Origin of the sequence: Methylobacillus sp. (assembly GCF_036844465.1) — a bacterium.
Lineage (GTDB): Bacteria > Pseudomonadota > Gammaproteobacteria > Burkholderiales > Methylophilaceae > Methylobacillus.
Genome location: NZ_DAIUFW010000001.1, coordinates 123,212 through 140,361, shown reverse-complemented (window position 1 = coordinate 140,361; position 17,150 = coordinate 123,212). Strand labels below are relative to the sequence as shown.

Sequence of the window (17,150 nt, the reverse complement as noted above, 5' to 3'; positions counted from 1 at the left end):
CAAGTCAAGGAACCAGAAACATGCTGATTAAACTGACAGGTGGCCGGGTCTACGACCCTGCGCACCAGATCGACGGCAAGGTCATGGACATCTACGTCCGCGACGGCCGCATCATCGACCGTCCCGGCGACAACGACACCATAGACCAGGAATACGACCTGCGCGGCAAGGTGGTCATGGCGGGCGCGATCGACATGCATACCCACATTGGCGGCGGCAAGGTCAATATCGCCCGCCTGATGCTGCCCGAGGACCACCGCAGCTCCGCCACCACGCATACGGCAGCCTGCCGCGCCGGATGCGGCCATGCAGCCCCCTCGACATTGAACACCGGCTACCGCTACGCAGAAATGGGCTACACCGCAGGCTTCGAGCCGGCGCTCTCCCCGGTCAATGCGCGCCAGTCGCACCTGGAAATGTGCGACATCCCCATCCTGGACAAGGGCGGCTACGCCATGCTCGGCAGCGACGACTACTTCCTGCGCATGCTCGCTGCGAAGAAAGACCAGAACGCGATCAACGACTACGTTGCGTGGATACTGCATGCGACGCAGGCTATCGGCATCAAGGTGGTGAACCCGGGCGGCATCAACGCCTTCAAGTTCAACCAGCGCGCCTTGAACCTGGACGAGGAGAACGTGCATTATCAGGTGACGCCGCGCGAAGTGCTGCAAGCACTGACCCGTGCTGTCTACGAATTGGGCATTGCCCACCCGCTGCATGTGCACGGCAACAACCTGGGCGTGCCCGGCAACGTCGAGACCACGCTCAAGACCATGGGCGCGGTGGAAGGCTACCCGGTCCACCTCACGCATATCCAGTTCCACAGCTACGGCACAGAGGGCGATCGCAAGTTCTCCTCCGGCGCGGCCGCCGTGGCGGAAGCATTGAATAAGCATAAGAATGTCTCCGCAGACGTCGGCCAGATCCTGTTCGGCCAGACCGTCACCGCCTCCGGCGACACCATGCGCCAGTATGCCAACTCCGGCCATGCGCATCCGAACAAGGCCGTGCTCATGGACATCGAGTGCGATTCCGGCTGCGGCGTGGTGCCGTTCAAGTACAAGGACAAGAACTTCGTCAACGCCTTGCAATGGGCGATTGGCCTGGAAATCTTCCTGTTAACTGAAGACCCATGGCGCATCTTCCTCACCACCGATCATCCGAATGGCGCACCATTTACCAGCTACCCGCACCTGATCCGCTTGCTGATGGACAAGAGCTTCCGCAACGACATGTTCACCAAGCTCAACCTGGATGCCCAGGCCATGAGCACGCTGACCTCTATCGAGCGCGAATATAGCCTCTACGAGATCGCCATCATGACACGTGCCGGTGCAGCCAAGCTGGTCGGCCTGCATGACCGTGGACATCTTGGCGTTGGTGGCGCAGCTGACATCACCGTCTATACCGACAATCCAGACCGCGAAGCCATGTTTGCCAAGCCGGATTATGTATTCAAGGACGGCGAGTTGGTAGTCAGGGACGGCCAAGTGGTCAAAGTAACTTGGGGTAGCACGCATACCGTCAAGCCTGACTTTGACCGCAGTATCGAGAAGGATCTCAAGCAATATTTCGACCGCTATCACACCATGAACATGGAAAATTACAAGGTCAACGCCGCCGAGCTTGAAGACGGTGGCCGTGGCAAAGTGATTGTTCAGGAAGCCAAGGGTCGCAGGGAGAAAACAGCATAATGATTATTAACGGCGTAACCATAGACGACACCTTTGCCGAAGCCTTCGGCATGCGCGGCACCCGTGTCATCATCACTGCACAGAATTTGCGCTGGGCCTACAACGCAGCACGCGCCATGACTGGCTTTGCCACCTCGGTGATTGCCTGTGGCGTAGAAGCTGGCATTGAACGCGAGCTCACAGAGGAAGAAACTCCGGATGGCCGCCCTGGCGTTTCCATCCTCATGTTTGCCATGAGCAGCGCAGTGTTGATCAAGCAACTGGAAACCCGCATGGGGCAATGCGTATTGACCTGCCCTACCGCGGCGGCATTCTCCGGCATCAATGATGGCTACGAGGAAATCACCAAGATCAACCTCGGCAAGAACCTGCGTTTCTTTGGTGACGGATTCCAAATCTCCAAGCAGTTCAACGGCAAGCGTTACTGGCGCGTGCCGGTGATGGACGGCGAATTCCTCACGGAAGAAAGCACAGGGATGATCCGCTCCGTGGGCGGCGGCAATTTCCTGATCCTGGCGGAATCGCAGCCTCAGGCGCTCGCCGCATGCGAAGCCGCGATCGACGCCATGAGCAAGGTGCCCAACGTCATCATGCCGTTCCCGGGCGGCGTGGTGCGCTCCGGCTCCAAGGTCGGCTCCAAGTACAAGGCATTGATCGCATCGACCAACGATGCGTTCTGCCCCACGCTCAAGGGCATCACCAAGACCGAGCTTTCGCCCGAGATCGAATCGGTGATGGAAATCGTCATCGACGGCCTCACCGACCCCGACATCCGCATCGCCATGCGCGCCGGCATCGCGGCAGCCTGCGAACTCGGCGCCAAGAACGGCATCAAGCGCATCTCCGCAGGCAACTACGGCGGCAAACTCGGCCCTTATCATTTCAAACTTCGGGAGATCATGGCATGAGCGCTTTGACCTTCACTCTAAAAGCATCCCTGCAACAACGCGTGGACCTGTCCCCGCTCACGCCTGACAACCTGGCAGGCAAGAACCCGGCAGACATCGCCGTCACCCTGCTCGTCAGCGGCCGTGAAAAGCTGCGTGCGGACAACCTGTTCGATATCAGCGGCGATGATGCGTCCGACATCGTCTTCAACAATGCCAACGGCAAGCTGGACTTCATCGGCAGCCAGATGAAAACCGGCAAAATCACCGTCAACGGCGGCGCCGGTTCCTATCTCGGCCTGCAGATGCGCGGCGGGCACATCGTGCTCAACGGCAACGCGGATGCCTTTGCCGCCAGTGAAATGGCGAACGGCCTGATCGAGATCAAGGGCAGCACCGGCGACTTCCTCGCCGCCGCGCTGCCCGGCAACCGCAAGGGCATGAAGGGCGGCATGGTGCTCATCAGCGGCAACGTCGGCGAGCGGGCTGGCGACCAGATGCGCCGCGGCATCATCCTGATCGAAGGCAACGCAGGCGGCTACCTCGCCTCGCGCATGCTGGCAGGCACCATCGGCGTGCTCGGCAGCGTAGGAGACTATGTGGGCTACGGCATGCGCCGCGGCACATTGCTGCTAACCAAGGAACCCAAGCTGCACGCCACGCTGCAGGATTGCGGCACGCATACCCTGCCCTTCCTCAGCCTCATGTTCAAGTCGTTCCGCAATTTGCCCAGCAAGTTCGCCAGCATCAACCAGAACAGGGTGCAACGCTATGCAGGCGACATCGCCAACGACGGCAAGGGAGAAATCCTGGTATTTAAATAACAGGCTCAAACCATTGTCATTACAGGCGTTATCTCTCCAGAAGCCCGGCTCATCATGAGCCGGGCTTTTTTGCAGAAAAATGAACAATTGTGAACCTGCTTTGCAGCGAACTTTATCTTGTATTATGCTGACCAAAACACCATGGTCATCAACAAAAAAGGAAAATCATGAAAACCCAACTTACCGTTAGCGCACTCGTCGCAGCCCTTGTCATGAGCGGTTGCGCCAATATGTCTGAAACTCAAAAAGGCACCGCCAAGGGTGCAGCCATCGGCGCAGGCGCAGGCGCTGTCGTCGGCGCCATCGCCGGCAAGGGCAAGGGCGCCGCCATCGGCGCCGCCGTGGGCGCGGGTGCTGGCGCAATTGCCGGCAACGTCTGGTCCAAGCGCATGGAAGAGCAAAAGCGCCAGATGGAAGAAGCTACCCAAGGCACTGGCGTGCAGGTCACCCAGACCGAGGACAACCAGCTCAAGCTGAATATCCCTAGCGACATTTCCTTCGCTTCCGGCAAGGCAGATATCCAGCCCAACTTCCGCACCGTGCTTGACAACTTCGCCACCACCCTGAAAAACAACCCCAACACCCTGGTCACCATCATCGGCCACACCGACAACACCGGTTCTGATTCCATCAACAACCCATTGTCCGTCAACCGCGCCGCCAATACCCGCGACTACCTGACCGCACGCGGCATCGCCGCCAGCCGCTTCACCATTGACGGCCGCGGCTCGCACGAACCCTTGGTTGCCAACGATACAGCAACCAACCGCGCCAAGAACCGTCGCGTAGAGATTTTCGTCGCGGAGCCAGCGCAATGATCTAACTCCAACTGCTTGTCTTGTTGGTAGGCAACAAATAAAAACCCCGCGTATTCTGCTGAATATGCGAGGTTATTTATGGATTAGGCCCTGATTTTATTAAAGCTATGCTGGCTAACCACGACCAACATCCATCATGCTGTAGTGATCAATTAATTTCGGACACAGTTTTAAGTTTTTCTTCGGCCACTACCGGAGCAACGCCACCATTGAAGGTATGTGGGCGCTCCTGATTGTAGTAGCCCATCAGGTAACTGCTAATATCCTTCTGCGCAGCCGCGAGACCGTGGTAACCCATCGACGGCATCCACTCTGTTTTCAAGCTACGAAATACCTCTCCATCGACGTATTGTCCCCCAGCACTTACCAGTTACCTCGGCCGTCTCATACTCTGCACCATACGGTAACGCCAGAGCCGCTGCTGGAACTTACGGCTCACATACTTGATCCGAATGGAACATGATCCCTTGGTAATCCTCCCGCAAAAGCGGTGTATTCAGAAGTAGAACTTTCTTATTGAGGAGTTCTACAAGATGAAGTGGTCGAGATTCACAGACAGTCAGATCATGGAAGCGCTCAAGCGGGTAGAGTCCGGCTTGGCAGTGCCAGAGCTTTGCTGGGAGTTTGGCATCAGCACAGCAACCTTCTACAAGTGGCGTTCAAAGTATGGCGGCATGGACGTATCGATGATGGCACGCATGAAGGAGCTGGAGGCGGAGAACGCACGGCTACGCAAAATGTATGTCGAAGAGAAGCTCAAGACCAAGATCGTACAAGGAGCTCTTGAAAAAAAGTGGTGAGGCCGTCTCGTCGTCGCGAGATGACCAAACACGCAGTGCAGCAAAGCGGCGTGTCGCTATACCTGGCATGTGAAGCTTTCAAAGTGAGCCAGACGTGTTACCGATACGTGGCCAAGACTGACGCCGAGAACGAGGAAATTGCCAACTGGTTGCTGCGGTTAACCGACAACCACCGGAACTGGGGATTTGGATTGTGCTATTGTGCTTTCTGTACCTGCGCAACGTCAGAGGCTTTGGCTGGAACCACAAGCGCGTTTACCGCATCTATCGGGAGCTAGAGTTAGATCTGCGTACAAACCACGTAAACGGCTCGTCCTGAGCCGTACTAAATCCGGAAAATCGCTCAATTCCGATTGATGCAGCGCTCTATGCAGAACTCGCAAACCTGAAGCCAAAGACACTAGGCGGCAATCTCTTCAAGCCGGCCTATAACCAATTCAGGAATGCTGTAGAAAATAGCAAACTTCAATTGCCACGAGGCCAGCTATCCCACGTGCTGCGCCATACCTTCGCCAGCACTTCATGATGAACGGCGGCAATATCCTCGTACTGCAACGACTACTAGGTCACTCCACGCTAGCCATGACCATGCGCTATGCACACATGGCACCAGATCATCTGCAAGAAGCGAAAACATTTAACCCGCTTGCGAAGTTGACACAATGTTGACTAATGGGGAATTTTAGAAAAAGGAGAAAAATCTAAGTGATTGATTTTTCATGGTGCCCGGGGCCGGAATCGAACCGGCACGCTCAAAGAGCGAGAGATTTTAAGTCTCTTGTGTCTACCAATTTCACCACCCGGGCAAAGGAATAACGAGATATTAAGATGAGCGAGGCACTAAATGCCCCAATTTTGCCCCAAGAAATTATGAGTGGGCTTGAAACAGCGCTGTAAAGCGGGTTTACTGGCGGAAGCGGTGAGATTCGAACTCACGAACCCTTGCGGGTCGCCGGTTTTCAAGACCGGTGCCTTCAACCACTCGGCCACACTTCCTTTTTGATTTTCAAGTCATCCAAATAAGGCCAGCATTATATCATGAGATGATGTATTGGAAATAAAAAGGCGGAGGCCTGAATATAGACCTCCGCCTTTGCAGACGACGAAAACCATTGATTAGTTTCTAAAGGTATCGTCAGCGTTTAGTAATTGATTGTTGACTGTAACTTTGCTCTTTTCTTTCAAAGAGTTGATGTATGCCCGTTTGTATTCAGTAGCCAATGCGGATTGCAATTGCATTTTTGATGCGCGCTGATCCTCGTCATTTTCCATCATGAACTGGACTGAAGTTACCTTAACTAAGAGGTAACCATTTCGATCAGCAACGCCATTGTATGCAGGTAACTTTGCAGTATCTGCCTTGAATGCAGCTGAAACTGATAAGCCTGTCAGGCTGTGTGAACTATAGCGATCCACGGTGGTTGGCGCAGTCCAGCTCAAGGTCGGTGTTTTATCTGCACGCAGATCAGCCAGCGTAGCTTCACCCTTCTCCTTCGCCAGCTTGGCAGCTTGTTCCTGTTTCAGGAAGTCTTCGATCGCTACTTTCACTTCTTCATAAGAACGCGCAGTTGCTGGTTTATATTCATCCACGCGTACAGAAATAAGGTTATTGGGCGAGACCTCTACAGCTTCAGTGTTACGCTTTTCCTTCAAGATTTCGTCGCTGAATACAAGATTCATCAATTTATCATTCTTGAAGAATTTTGCTCCGTCCTCACGACTTAACCAGCCGCTGGTTTGTACTTGGAGGTCAAACTCTTTGGCAATAGGCTCCAGACTGCCAGATTGTTCATACACCATGTTGCTGAAGTTTTCCGCTTGTTCAGAGAATTTAGCCAGTGCTTTCTGGTACATCAGTTCGGCACGAATCTGGCCTTGCACTGTCTCAAACGATTGGCCGCTACCCTGAATTTCGGTTAGCTTGATGATGTGATAACCAAAATCTGTTTCAACCAACTCACTGATAGTGCCTGGTTTCATTGAGAATACAGCGTCCTCAAAAGGTTTTACCATGGCGCCAGGGCCAAACAGGCCAAGATCCCCACCTTTATCCTTCGAGCCAGGGTCATCAGAATATTGAAGAGCCAGTTGCTCGAACTGATCGGGATTTTTCTTCACCTGGGTAAGGATTTCTTCTGCCTTTTCCTTAGCTTTTTGCTTGGCATCCGGAGTTGGGCTAACACCGAAACTGATCAGGATATGGCTTGCGCGACGTTGTTCATCGCCTTGGAATTGAGCAGCATTCTGCGCATAATAATCGCGAGCCTCTTGCTCGCTGACCTGTTGACTGGTAATCAAGCCGTTCGCAGACAACAAGACAAATTGCAGCTTAACCTGCTCGGGTACTTTGAATTTGTCTTGATGCTCGTTGTAATAAGCCTTGACTTCATCTTCAGTGACTTTGACCTGTGGAATGAAGTCAGCGGTTTTGAACTCAACCACACTGACTTCTCTCGATTGATGGTCAATCTTGATTGTATTGTTGGCAACACCGTTTGAGACGAAGGCCAATGCAGAGATGCCATCGCGTGCCTGCATGGTTAGCAGATCGTTTCTTACTTCGCCCTCAAATTGAGAAGGTGTGCGGCGACGTTCTGACAGAAATTGATCATAAAGCTCCTGAGAGAATTTTCCATCCTGATGGAATACATCTTCGCTGGTAATGTAATGGGAAAGCTGCTCATCGCTGACGACAAAATGAGCGCGACGGACTTCTGCTTCCAACAATCTTCTCTCTACAAGATGGTCAATAACAGCCTGCTTCAGTTCAGGCCCGTCAATAACAGCTTGATCAACCTCACCTTCCCTTTGCAAGCGGTTGCGCAGGTTTTGCAACGCATCACCAAACTCTTGGATTGTAATTGGATCTTTATTGACCTTTGCTACAGCAACATTCGAGCCCGCATCCCGTAAATAACTATCCACACCTACCAATGCAAACGGGATGGTAATTGCAGCCAATATGACCTTGGCTAGCCATCCTTGGGAACGATTACGAATTGCTTCCAACATAACTATTTGCCTTCTTCACTGTTCAATTTTTATCAAAATGATCCAGCCCAATCTGTACAGGGCTGATTAATAAACCTAACTCTTAAATATACCACACAAGCTTTAAGCAAGGCACGCCTAGCCAAAGCAATTATCAAAAGGGAGGAAGTAGGGGGAAAAGCAGGATGAATAAAGCAAAAAAGCGAACCCGAAGGTTCGCTTTTTCTGGCGGAGCGGACGGGGCTCGAACCCGCGACCCCCGGCGTGACAGGCCGGTATTCTAACCAACTGAACTACCGCTCCATGACTTCACGTTATTTTCTTAATAAAACTAACGTCTGATTGATGGTTGTTATGGTGGGTGCTGACGGGGTCGAACCGCCGACATTCGCCTTGTAAGGGCGACGCTCTACCAACTGAGCTAAGCACCCATCTCAACCAACGAAGACCGCTAGTTTACAGCATCTTTGAGTGCTTTGCCAGCTCTAAATTTAGGGGAGTTGGCAGCATCAATCTTGATAGTGGCGCCGGTGCGGGGATTCCGCCCGTTGCGCGCAGCACGTTTTCCAACATAAAAGGTACCAAAGCCGATCAGGGTGACAGGATCCCCTTTTTTCAATGCCTTGGTGATTGCAGCAGTTGTTGCATCTAAAGAACGACCAGCAGCAGCCTTGGAAATTCCAGCGGCTTTGGCGATTTGATCAATCAGTTCAGACTTATTCACCTGTAATCCCCTTCCGTTGTTATAGAAACAGGGAGTTACCTCCCTGTGCCATGTGTTATATCAAGCGCTAAAAGACTATGTCAAGCCTCTTCTACTTGATTTACATAGTATCCTAGTGCTTTGTAACGGAAGGTGCCTTGCTTGGCTCATCTTTAGGTTTTACCTCTGCAACAGTCGCGCCAGTTTCATCCGACTCCGGCATACGCTCAAGCGCCAGTTTCAATACTTCATCTATCCATTTGACCGGATGAATATCGAGCTGATTTTTGATGTTGGCTGGAATGTCGGTCAGATCCTTCACATTTTGCTCCGGAATCAATACTGTCTTGATTCCACCACGATGGGCAGCCAGCAATTTTTCCTTCAAGCCTCCAATAGGCAGCACCTCTCCACGCAAGGTAATTTCACCTGTCATTGCCACATCGGCACGCACAGGGATATTGGTCAATACGGAAACCAAGGCTGTGGAAATTGCAATCCCCGCGCTAGGGCCATCTTTGGGAGTGGCGCCCTCGGGCAAGTGAATGTGAATGTCATTTTTTTCATAGAAGTCCTCAGCAAATCCTAGCCGTTTAGCCCTGCTGCGTACAACGCTCATAGCGGCCTGAATGGACTCCTGCATAACTTCGCCCAGTTTTCCGGTGGTAATCACCTTACCCTTACCTGGCAACAGCACTGATTCGATAGTGAGCAACTCACCCCCTACTTCAGTCCATGCCAGTCCGGTCACTTGTCCGACCTGATTTTCCTTGGCGGCCACACCGTAGTCGAAACGATGCACTCCCAAGTACTTTTCCAAACTCTTTGGAGTGACAGTTACTTTGCGAGCAGTATCTGTCTTGGCTTTGGAGGTCAGGATTTCCTTGACTACCTTACGGCAAATCTTGGAAATTTCGCGATCCAGGCTACGCACCCCTGCTTCACGGGTATAGTACCTGACGACATCCCGAATTGTAGTTTCGGAAATTCCGATTTCCGTCTCTTTCAATCCATGGGTTTTCAACTGCTTGGGCAGCAGGTAGCGCATGGCAATATTGACCTTTTCATCTTCGGTGTAACCGGCCACGCGAATGACTTCCATACGGTCCAGCAATGGTCCTGGAATATTCAAGGAGTTAGCTGTTGCCACGAACATCACATCAGAAAGGTCATACTCAACCTCGACATAATGATCGACAAAAGTATGGTTCTGTTCTGGATCAAGTACTTCCAGCAATGCAGAGGATGGATCGCCACGGAAATCCTGCCCCATCTTGTCCACCTCATCCAGCAGGAACAATGGATTCTTGACTCCTACCTTGGACATGCTTTGCAGAATCTTGCCGGGCATGGAGCCGATATAGGTGCGGCGATGACCACGGATTTCGGATTCATCTCGCACGCCGCCCAAGGCGACACGCACGAATTTGCGATTGACCGCTTTTGCAATACTTTGTCCAAGGGAGGTCTTGCCGACACCGGGAGGCCCTACCAGGCAAAGGATAGGCGCCTTTAGCTTATCTACGCGCTGTTGTACCGCGAGATATTCGACAATACGTTCCTTGACCTTTTCCAGGCCGTAGTGATCCGCATCCAGAATATTCTCAGCCGTACCCAGGTCGCGACTGATCTTGGTTTTCTTTCTCCACGGCAGACCAACCAGGGTCTCAATATAGTTGCGTACCACTGTCGCTTCGGCTGACATAGGTGACATCATCTTGAGTTTTTTGAGTTCGGCAGTTGCCTTTGTCAACGCGTCTTTAGGCATGCGCGCATCGGCAATGCGTTTTTCCAGCTCTTCAATATCGGCATTTTCGTCCTGTTCACCGAGCTCTTTCTGGATAGCTTTGACCTGTTCGTTCAGGTAGTACTCGCGTTGACTTTTCTCCATCTGGCGTTTGACACGACCACGGATGCGCTTCTCCACCTGCAGGATGTCTATTTCAGACTCAAGCAGACTCAACAGATGCTCCAGGCGTTCAGCAACACTGAACATTTCCAGAATCCTCTGTTTTTCTTCCAGTTTCAGAGTCAGATGGGCAGTAATAGTATCGGCCAGACGGCCGGCATCATCAATGGTTGCAAGCGAAGTCAGGATTTCCGGCGGAATTTTCTTGTTGAGTTTCACATACTGGTCAAACTGGGTGAAAACAGTTCGCATCAGAGCCTGGGTCTGGCTATCTTCTTCTGCTGGACTTTCAATTTTTTCCGTTCTGGCAGCAAAACATTCCTCGGTTTCGACGAACTCCACCACTTTGGCGCGATGCAGCCCCTCCACCAACACTTTGACGGTGCCGTCAGGTAATTTGAGCATTTGCAATACTGTGGCGACGGTCCCTACATCATAGAGGTCGTCCGCGTCAGGCTCGTCCTTATTCGGTGATTTCTGTGCAACCAGCAAAATCTGTTTTTCCTGATCTGAAGCCAGTTCCAGAGCTTTGACCGACTTCTCGCGACCAACAAACAAAGGAATGACAAGATGCGGGTACACCACGACATCGCGCAATGGCAATAGTGGGAGCAATCCAGAATCTGGAGAGAAAACCGGTAGTGTTTGTTCTGTCATGGAAATACTTTCAGTGTTGTCAGCAGCAAGGCAACATGCCGAACGCTGTTATACATCATGGGGCCATACCTGGGCACTTCAAGTGTCTGTGCCTCTATATTCTCACGTAAAACATAAAAAAGGCTGCACGAGGCAGCCTTTTTATTTAGCTCGCTGTTTCCAGCTTGGGCTCATCCGCATAAATCAGGATAGGCGGAGAGTCGCCCTTGATGACTCCCTCATCAATGACTACTTTGCTCAAGTTGGACAATGAAGGCAGGTCATACATGATTTCCAACAACGCATGCTCCATGATGGAACGCAAGCCGCGTGCACCAGTTTTACGCTCCAGTGCTTTCTTGGCAATCATGTGCAAAGCAGGCTCCCTGAATTCCAACTCAACGCCTTCCATCTTGAACAGCTTGGTATATTGCTTGGTCAAGGCATTCTTGGGTTCCACCAAAATGGTGACCAATGCGGCTTCATCCAGTGACTCAAGCGTGGCAACAGCAGGCAGGCGACCTACAAATTCCGGAATCAGGCCAAACTTGATCAGATCTTCAGGCTCAACCTCTCGCAGGAGATCGCCGACAGCACGAGTGTCCTCCTTGCTTTTGACCTCTGCACCAAAACCAATTCCGCCCCTCTCGGAGCGGCGGCGGATAATTTTTTCCAGCCCATCAAAAGCACCGCCACAAATAAACAGGATATTCGTCGTATCAAGCTGCACAAACTCCTGATTGGGATGCTTGCGACCACCTTGTGGTGGCACAGAGGCAATCGTACCCTCGATCAGTTTGAGCAATGCCTGTTGAACGCCTTCGCCCGATACATCGCGCGTAATGGATGGATTGTCGGATTTGCGCGAGATCTTGTCGATTTCATCGATATAAACAATACCGCGCTGAGCTTTCTCGACATCGTAATCACATTTCTGCAGCAGCTTCTGCATAATGTTTTCGACGTCTTCGCCCACATAACCCGCTTCGGTCAAGGTGGTGGCATCCGCCATGACAAAAGGCACGTCCAGCAAGCGGGCCAATGTCTGCGCCAGCAAGGTTTTTCCAGAACCTGTCGGGCCGATCAGCAGGATGTTGCTTTTTGCAATCTCGACATCATCCTTATCCTTTTGCACGCCCTGATCCAGGCGCTTGTAGTGATTGTAGACAGCCACAGCCAAATTTTTCTTGGCTTGTGTCTGTCCAATCACGTACTGATCGAGGATACCGCAGATTTCCTTGGGAATCGGCAACTTGCCGCTCTTGGGCTTAAGGCCGTTTTCATCCTGAATTTCTTCGCGGATGATGTCATTGCACAAGTCAACGCATTCATCACAGATAAAAACAGATGGGCCGGCAATCAGCTTACGCACTTCATGCTGGCTTTTGCCGCAAAACGAGCAATACAGTAATTTTTCGCCCTCGGCTTTTGTGGTCATCAAACTATCCTAAATAAACTTAAATATCGTGTCAGGCAGCATCCGTGCGGTTGGCAAGCACCTTATCCACCAAGCCGTAAGCCACTGACTGCTCCGCGCTCATGAAATTGTCACGGTCTGTATCAAGAGCAATTTTTTCCACAGGCTGGCCAGTATGGCTCGCCAGGATGCGGTTAAGCTTCTCGCGCAGAAACAGGATCTCCTTGGCATGGATCTCGATATCGGATGCCTGCCCCTGAAAGCCGCCTAGCGGCTGGTGAATCATGACGCGGGAATTCGGCAAGCAGAAGCGCTTACCCTTCGCTCCTGCCGTCAACAGCAAGGCGCCCATGCTGGCCGCTTGACCGACGCATAAGGTGCTAACGTCAGGCTTGATAAACTGCATGGTGTCATAAATACCCATGCCGGCAGTTACCGAACCACCAGGGGAATTGATATAGAGATGAATATCCTTGTCAGGGTTTTCCGCCTCCAGAAATAGCAACTGAGCAACCACCAGGTTCGCGGTGACATCATTGACCGGGCCGACCAGGAAAACAATGCGCTCTTTCAACAGCCGGGAATAAATGTCGTAAGAACGCTCGCCACGGCCACTTTGCTCCACAACCATAGGGATATACCCAAGGCCTTGAGCTTCAAACTGGCTTTGCGCAGTTGCAGGATAATGCATCATTAGCTATTTCCCATCAGGTCATCGAACTTGACTTTTTTATCAGTCACCTTGGCTGATTTCAGCACCCAGTCAACCACGTTTTCTTCTGTTGCCAATGCAGCTGGTTCATCCAGGCGCTTGGTATCTGCGTAGTACCAGGACACCACATCCTCTGGACGCTCAAAACTTTGCGCGAAAGTATCCACCATGCCGCGAACCTGATCAGCAGTAGCTTGCAGGTTATTGGCGTTGACAATCTCGGAAAGCACCAGGCGCAGCGTAGCGTTGCGCTTGCCCTGCTCTTCGAACATTGCAGGCTCCAGGTTCACATTGGACAAATCAACGCCGCGTTGTTTCAGGTTGTTCTGTGTCGACTGCATCAGTCGACCAATTTCCGCATTGATAAAGGCTTTTGGCAACTCAAGCTCGCTGGAGTCAATCAATGCCTGGAATACCTGCTCCTTCAGCTTGGCGCGCACGCGCTTTTCCACTTCCTGCTTAAGGCTGGCAGTGATTTCCTCGCGCATCTCTTCCACGTTGCCATCTTCCACACCCAGGCTGCGGGCAAAGTCTGCATCAAATTCAGGCAACTTGGCTTGTTCAACGGTATTGAAGGTGACATCGTAGCTGACAGTCTTGCCTGCAAGTTGTTCAGGGCGATGATCTGCCGGATAAGCAATTTCGAATACCTTGTTGCTGCCTGGCTTGTTGCCGGAAAGCTCGTCTTCAAAAGCCGGGAAGCGACCGCCTTCGCCAATAATGAGGTCCAGGCCGTTTGCATCGGTGCGCTCGACTTCCTGACCGTCAATGGAAGCAATCAAGCTGATGTTGATCTTGTCGCCTTTCTTGGAGGCACGCTTGACCGGCTCGAAAGTGGCGCGCTGGCGCAGCAGGACATCTATGGTTTTCTTGACTTCGGCTTCACCGACTTCCAGTACCGGACGCTCGATCTTGACCTTGGAAACGTCACCGACCTTAACTTCAGGGAATATCTCAAAGGTTGCGATATATTCCAGCCTTTCGTCGGTTTCCGCATAAGGCTTGTGTTCAATGTTGGGGTATCCAGCCACGCGCAGTTTGTTCTGCTGAATAGCATCATTGAAGCTGCGCTCTACTGCATCGGTAAGCACCTCGTTACGTACCTGCGCTCCGTACTGCTGGCGCACCATGTTCAATGGCACCTTGCCAGGGCGGAAGCCAGGCATCTTGGCGGTGCGAGCCAAACGATTGATGCGCTCATTTACTTCGGATTCCAGTGGCTGTACTGGAAAGGAAACCGTCATCCTGCGTTCGAGATTGCTGATGGTCTCAACGGTTGCTTGCATCTGCTGTATTCCTTAAATCGAGATTTTGATCGTAACGCCCCGCCAACTATTTGGCTTCATGGCATCAATCAAGTAGTTGAAATTAAACAATTGCAAAACTGGAATCAGTTCTGCACCAGCATTCGGCACAACTTAATGTTTGTTAAAGGAGATTAAGTCGAACATGAATATTAACTGTGAATTCTAGCATAGCTGTTTGCAAAACATAATGCTGGAAATGATGATCTGACTGATGTAGTGACGAGGCGATTGATCAATTGCCTTTGAAGAGGAAAGGGAGGCAAAACAGAAACGGGGCGATTCTCATCACCCCTGGAACCTGGCTAAGCCTTTTGAATATGCGAAGCCTGTTTCCCTTTGGTTGTCTGGGTGATTTCAAACTGCACCCTGTCGTTTTCTCTCAGACTTTTATAACCAGTGGCCTGGATTTCTGAAAAGTGGGCGAACAGGTCATCTCCCCCATCATCTGGAGAAATGAAGCCGAAACCTTTTTCATTGTTGAACCATTTGACCGTACCGAACGCCATGCTATTTCTCCCGAATCATTTGAGTGGTGAAGGCAATATCAAATTGCCACCTCATGCTAAAGCAGGCGCTTTCAGGAGCGGATAGGAGGTGGCTGATTATGGTGTAAGAATTATCTGGCACGAAACCAGCGCCGGCTCGCGGCGCCGGCTGGAGATGCGACACTTACTTGCGTTTGGATTCTGCCTCTTCGATCAGGCGGGCTGCCCTCTCTTTACCGCCCAGGCCAAAGGCTATGGCGAGCGCCAGGAAGATGGCGCCAAAGACGATGACGAACAATGCTGTCAGCAATTGGGTGCCGATATCGAGCTGCTCAAGGGCAACAAACAAAGCAAATATCTGGATACCGTATTCCGTAGTGGTACTGATTCTTAATGCACCATCGTATTTCATGCCATGCAGCCAGGCAAACACCAGGCGGTTCACGAAACGAGCAAGCAAAGTGCCGAAGATGAGCACCAGAATGGCCACAATAATTTTAGGCAGATAGTTGGCCAGGTTATTGAGCATGTGGGCCACTTCGGTCAGGCCCAGGGTGTTGGCGCCGGTAATCACAAATAAGAGAATTACCAGCCAATAAACAACCTGGCTGATCACACCGCTCAGAGTAAGGTCGAAATCACCATGTTTCAGGAATGCTTCGAGACCGGAGCGATCGGCAAACTTATCAAAATGGGCTAACTCAAGCACTCGTTTGACACCCAGGCAGGCAATTTTGGCGCACACCCAGCCAAATCCCAGAATGACGATAACAGCCAGCATCTTGGGGAAAAACGTGGCGACCTGGGACCAGAACTCGTTGAGAGATGAGAGGAAAATATCAATCTGATGTTGCATGTGCACACTCCTTATATTGATTTAAGCTTTTATAATCAAAGCTTTGTGTGAGCCAATGCAGCTGCTTGGCGAGGTTAAACAAGGCGCATATTTTCGCGTAAATGCCAGGACATCGCAAACCAAAAGCGCACTTTTATTAAAGTAATACTTAATCAATTTCCTTTAAGATTATGATATTTATCTAATATTTTTTATTAATTTCGCAAGGCTACTGTGAAAGCTTGCCAAGTTGTAACCGCACCTCGGCAGCCAGTTTTTCAGCACCTACCGCCTCACAGATATCCAGCGCCTGCTGGAAGGACTCCTTGGCTTGTGAAGTTTGTTGGGAAGCTGCATAGGTCATTCCCAAGTAGAGATGGCTTTTAGCGAGCCAATAGGCATCTTCCGCTTCGCGAGCTTTATTCAATACCCTGTTGATATTCTTTTCCGCATTGGCAAACTCTTTGGCCTGAAGATGATAATGGCCGAGTTCCAGCCCTGCATTGGCATATTCATCAAAGCTGCCATGAGATGCATACATGACCACTGCTTGCAGTTGATATGGTATGGCTTCCTCATAACGGCCCTGTGCCGCTTCCAGTTCGGCAAGATGATAATTGGCATCTGCCCGCTCGCTATAATTACCAGCCAGCTTGAGCGCTTGTTCATAATGTTGTTTGGCTGGCGGAAACTGGGCTGCTTCCACCAGCAATTCCCCAAGCAAAAGATGAGATATAACTTGGAATTTCTGGTTTTTTTCTTGCTCAGCCACTGTCAAGGCAGCCTCGTAGCTAGCCTGGGCTTGCGCTGGTTGCATGCCAGCCTTATAGGCATGGCCTTTAAAAATGTGACCCAGCAGATGTTGATGCGGATTAGCCGCGGCGGATTCAGCAGCCGTAAAACTGCTGATGGCGGCTTGGCTGTGCTCCAGCTTTAACTCTGCCCTGCCCTTGCATAGTAAAATTTCATAATGGTTTGGGATCTGAACAAGAGCCAGCTCGGCCTGCCTGATTGCCTCCTCTGCCTGGCCTTCACCCAGCAGTTTCAGACAGTTATCTGCCGAGGCAGCAAAGGCAGAAGTCATGGCAGAGCCGGTCAACAGTAATAGCGTCAGTCTTGCAGCGAGCAT

Annotated in this window: 13 protein-coding genes, 4 tRNA genes and 2 pseudogenes; 5 read left to right on the top strand and 14 right to left on the bottom strand. The window is 51.5% G+C overall.

What is annotated here, in order from left to right:
* Nucleotides 1-20 precede the first annotated feature (20 nt).
* The 4 genes from V7Z75_RS00705 to V7Z75_RS00690 all read left to right on the top strand — a co-directional run bounded on the left by V7Z75_RS00705 (nucleotide 21) and on the right by V7Z75_RS00690 (nucleotide 4,226).
* Nucleotides 21-1,697, top strand: a complete 1,677-nt coding sequence (locus V7Z75_RS00705) for a formylmethanofuran dehydrogenase subunit A (protein ID WP_334106400.1) — start codon at nucleotides 21-23, stop codon at nucleotides 1,695-1,697.
* On the top strand, nucleotides 1,697-2,605 hold the full coding sequence (fhcD, locus tag V7Z75_RS00700; protein ID WP_334106399.1) for a formylmethanofuran--tetrahydromethanopterin N-formyltransferase: 909 nt from the start codon (nucleotides 1,697-1,699) through the stop codon (nucleotides 2,603-2,605). Before V7Z75_RS00705 ends, fhcD begins: the two co-directional genes overlap by 1 nt.
* A complete protein-coding gene (locus tag V7Z75_RS00695; RefSeq protein WP_334106397.1) occupies nucleotides 2,602-3,408 on the top strand; it encodes a formylmethanofuran dehydrogenase subunit C in 807 nt (268 codons plus the stop codon). The genes fhcD and V7Z75_RS00695 overlap by 4 nt, the downstream gene beginning before the upstream one ends.
* A 167-nt stretch (nucleotides 3,409-3,575) precedes the next feature.
* Nucleotides 3,576-4,226, top strand: a complete 651-nt coding sequence (locus tag V7Z75_RS00690; RefSeq protein ID WP_334106395.1) for an OmpA family protein — start codon at nucleotides 3,576-3,578, stop codon at nucleotides 4,224-4,226.
* A 148-nt stretch (nucleotides 4,227-4,374) separates the two neighbouring features.
* On the opposite strand, the pseudogene V7Z75_RS00685 reads toward V7Z75_RS00690, so the two are convergent.
* A pseudogene (locus V7Z75_RS00685) lies at nucleotides 4,375-4,693 on the bottom strand (integrase core domain-containing protein); the annotation flags it as partial.
* 66 nt (nucleotides 4,694-4,759) lie between these two features.
* On the opposite strand from V7Z75_RS00685, the pseudogene V7Z75_RS00680 reads away from it, so the two are divergent.
* Nucleotides 4,760-5,341, top strand: a pseudogene (locus V7Z75_RS00680) (transposase); the annotation flags it as partial.
* 405 nt (nucleotides 5,342-5,746) lie between these two features.
* Here the strand turns inward: V7Z75_RS00680 and V7Z75_RS00670 are convergent.
* The 13 genes from V7Z75_RS00670 to V7Z75_RS00610 form a co-directional block, all read right to left on the bottom strand.
* Nucleotides 5,747-5,832, bottom strand: a tRNA-Leu gene (locus V7Z75_RS00670).
* 102 nt (nucleotides 5,833-5,934) lie between these two features.
* Nucleotides 5,935-6,022: transfer RNA gene (locus V7Z75_RS00665), tRNA-Ser, on the bottom strand.
* A 120-nt stretch (nucleotides 6,023-6,142) separates the two neighbouring features.
* On the bottom strand, nucleotides 6,143-8,038 hold the full coding sequence (locus tag V7Z75_RS00660) for a SurA N-terminal domain-containing protein (RefSeq protein WP_334106393.1): 1,896 nt from the start codon (nucleotides 8,036-8,038) through the stop codon (nucleotides 6,143-6,145).
* A 205-nt stretch (nucleotides 8,039-8,243) separates the two neighbouring features.
* Nucleotides 8,244-8,320, bottom strand: a tRNA-Asp gene (locus V7Z75_RS00655).
* A 52-nt stretch (nucleotides 8,321-8,372) separates the two neighbouring features.
* A tRNA-Val gene (locus V7Z75_RS00650) sits at nucleotides 8,373-8,448 on the bottom strand.
* Nucleotides 8,449-8,468: 20 nt separating this feature from the next.
* Nucleotides 8,469-8,741, bottom strand: coding sequence for an HU family DNA-binding protein (locus V7Z75_RS00645; protein WP_334106392.1), 273 nt, complete (start codon nucleotides 8,739-8,741; stop codon nucleotides 8,469-8,471).
* 112 nt (nucleotides 8,742-8,853) lie between these two features.
* Nucleotides 8,854-11,286 carry an endopeptidase La gene (gene lon, locus V7Z75_RS00640; RefSeq protein ID WP_334106390.1) on the bottom strand — a complete coding sequence of 811 codons (2,433 nt, stop codon included), beginning with the start codon at nucleotides 11,284-11,286 and terminating at the stop codon, nucleotides 8,854-8,856.
* 145 nt (nucleotides 11,287-11,431) lie between these two features.
* Nucleotides 11,432-12,703: an ATP-dependent Clp protease ATP-binding subunit ClpX gene (gene clpX / locus V7Z75_RS00635; RefSeq protein WP_334106389.1), complete on the bottom strand. Its 1,272-nt coding sequence runs from the start codon at nucleotides 12,701-12,703 to the stop codon at nucleotides 11,432-11,434.
* 31 nt (nucleotides 12,704-12,734) lie between these two features.
* A complete protein-coding gene (gene clpP / locus V7Z75_RS00630) occupies nucleotides 12,735-13,376 on the bottom strand; it encodes an ATP-dependent Clp endopeptidase proteolytic subunit ClpP (protein ID WP_334106388.1) in 642 nt (213 codons plus the stop codon).
* Nucleotides 13,376-14,680 (bottom strand): trigger factor, encoded by a 1,305-nt coding sequence (tig, locus tag V7Z75_RS00625; protein ID WP_334106386.1) that lies wholly within the window; start codon nucleotides 14,678-14,680, stop codon nucleotides 13,376-13,378. Before tig ends, clpP begins: the two co-directional genes overlap by 1 nt.
* A gap of 323 nt (nucleotides 14,681-15,003) precedes the next feature.
* Entirely contained in the window at nucleotides 15,004-15,207 is a 204-nt protein-coding gene (locus V7Z75_RS00620) for a cold-shock protein (RefSeq protein WP_334106384.1), read from the bottom strand.
* A gap of 163 nt (nucleotides 15,208-15,370) precedes the next feature.
* On the bottom strand, nucleotides 15,371-16,042 hold the full coding sequence (locus V7Z75_RS00615) for a mechanosensitive ion channel family protein (protein WP_334106382.1): 672 nt from the start codon (nucleotides 16,040-16,042) through the stop codon (nucleotides 15,371-15,373).
* 208 nt (nucleotides 16,043-16,250) lie between these two features.
* The gene (locus V7Z75_RS00610) at nucleotides 16,251-17,150 is read right to left on the bottom strand and encodes a tetratricopeptide repeat protein (protein WP_334106380.1); all 900 of its coding nucleotides are present in this window, start codon (nucleotides 17,148-17,150) and stop codon (nucleotides 16,251-16,253) included.

Excerpts from the sequence above, each read along its gene's own strand:
- V7Z75_RS00620 (WP_334106384.1), bottom strand. The coding sequence starts at position 15,207 with ATGGCGTTCGGTACGGTCAAATGGTTCAACAATGAAAAAGGTTTCGGC.
- V7Z75_RS00690 (WP_334106395.1), top strand. The coding sequence starts at position 3,576 with ATGAAAACCCAACTTACCGTTAGCGCACTCGTCGCAGCCCTTGTCATG.
- lon (WP_334106390.1), bottom strand. The coding sequence starts at position 11,286 with ATGACAGAACAAACACTACCGGTTTTCTCTCCAGATTCTGGATTGCTC.
- tig (WP_334106386.1), bottom strand. The coding sequence starts at position 14,680 with ATGCAAGCAACCGTTGAGACCATCAGCAATCTCGAACGCAGGATGACG.
- clpP (WP_334106388.1), bottom strand. The coding sequence starts at position 13,376 with ATGATGCATTATCCTGCAACTGCGCAAAGCCAGTTTGAAGCTCAAGGC.
- V7Z75_RS00615 (WP_334106382.1), bottom strand. The coding sequence starts at position 16,042 with ATGCAACATCAGATTGATATTTTCCTCTCATCTCTCAACGAGTTCTGG.
- V7Z75_RS00705 (WP_334106400.1), top strand. The coding sequence starts at position 21 with ATGCTGATTAAACTGACAGGTGGCCGGGTCTACGACCCTGCGCACCAG.
- fhcD (WP_334106399.1), top strand. The coding sequence starts at position 1,697 with ATGATTATTAACGGCGTAACCATAGACGACACCTTTGCCGAAGCCTTC.
- V7Z75_RS00695 (WP_334106397.1), top strand. The coding sequence starts at position 2,602 with ATGAGCGCTTTGACCTTCACTCTAAAAGCATCCCTGCAACAACGCGTG.
- V7Z75_RS00660 (WP_334106393.1), bottom strand. The coding sequence starts at position 8,038 with ATGTTGGAAGCAATTCGTAATCGTTCCCAAGGATGGCTAGCCAAGGTC.
- clpX (WP_334106389.1), bottom strand. The coding sequence starts at position 12,703 with ATGACCACAAAAGCCGAGGGCGAAAAATTACTGTATTGCTCGTTTTGC.
- V7Z75_RS00610 (WP_334106380.1), bottom strand. The coding sequence starts at position 17,150 with ATGCTCGCTGCAAGACTGACGCTATTACTGTTGACCGGCTCTGCCATG.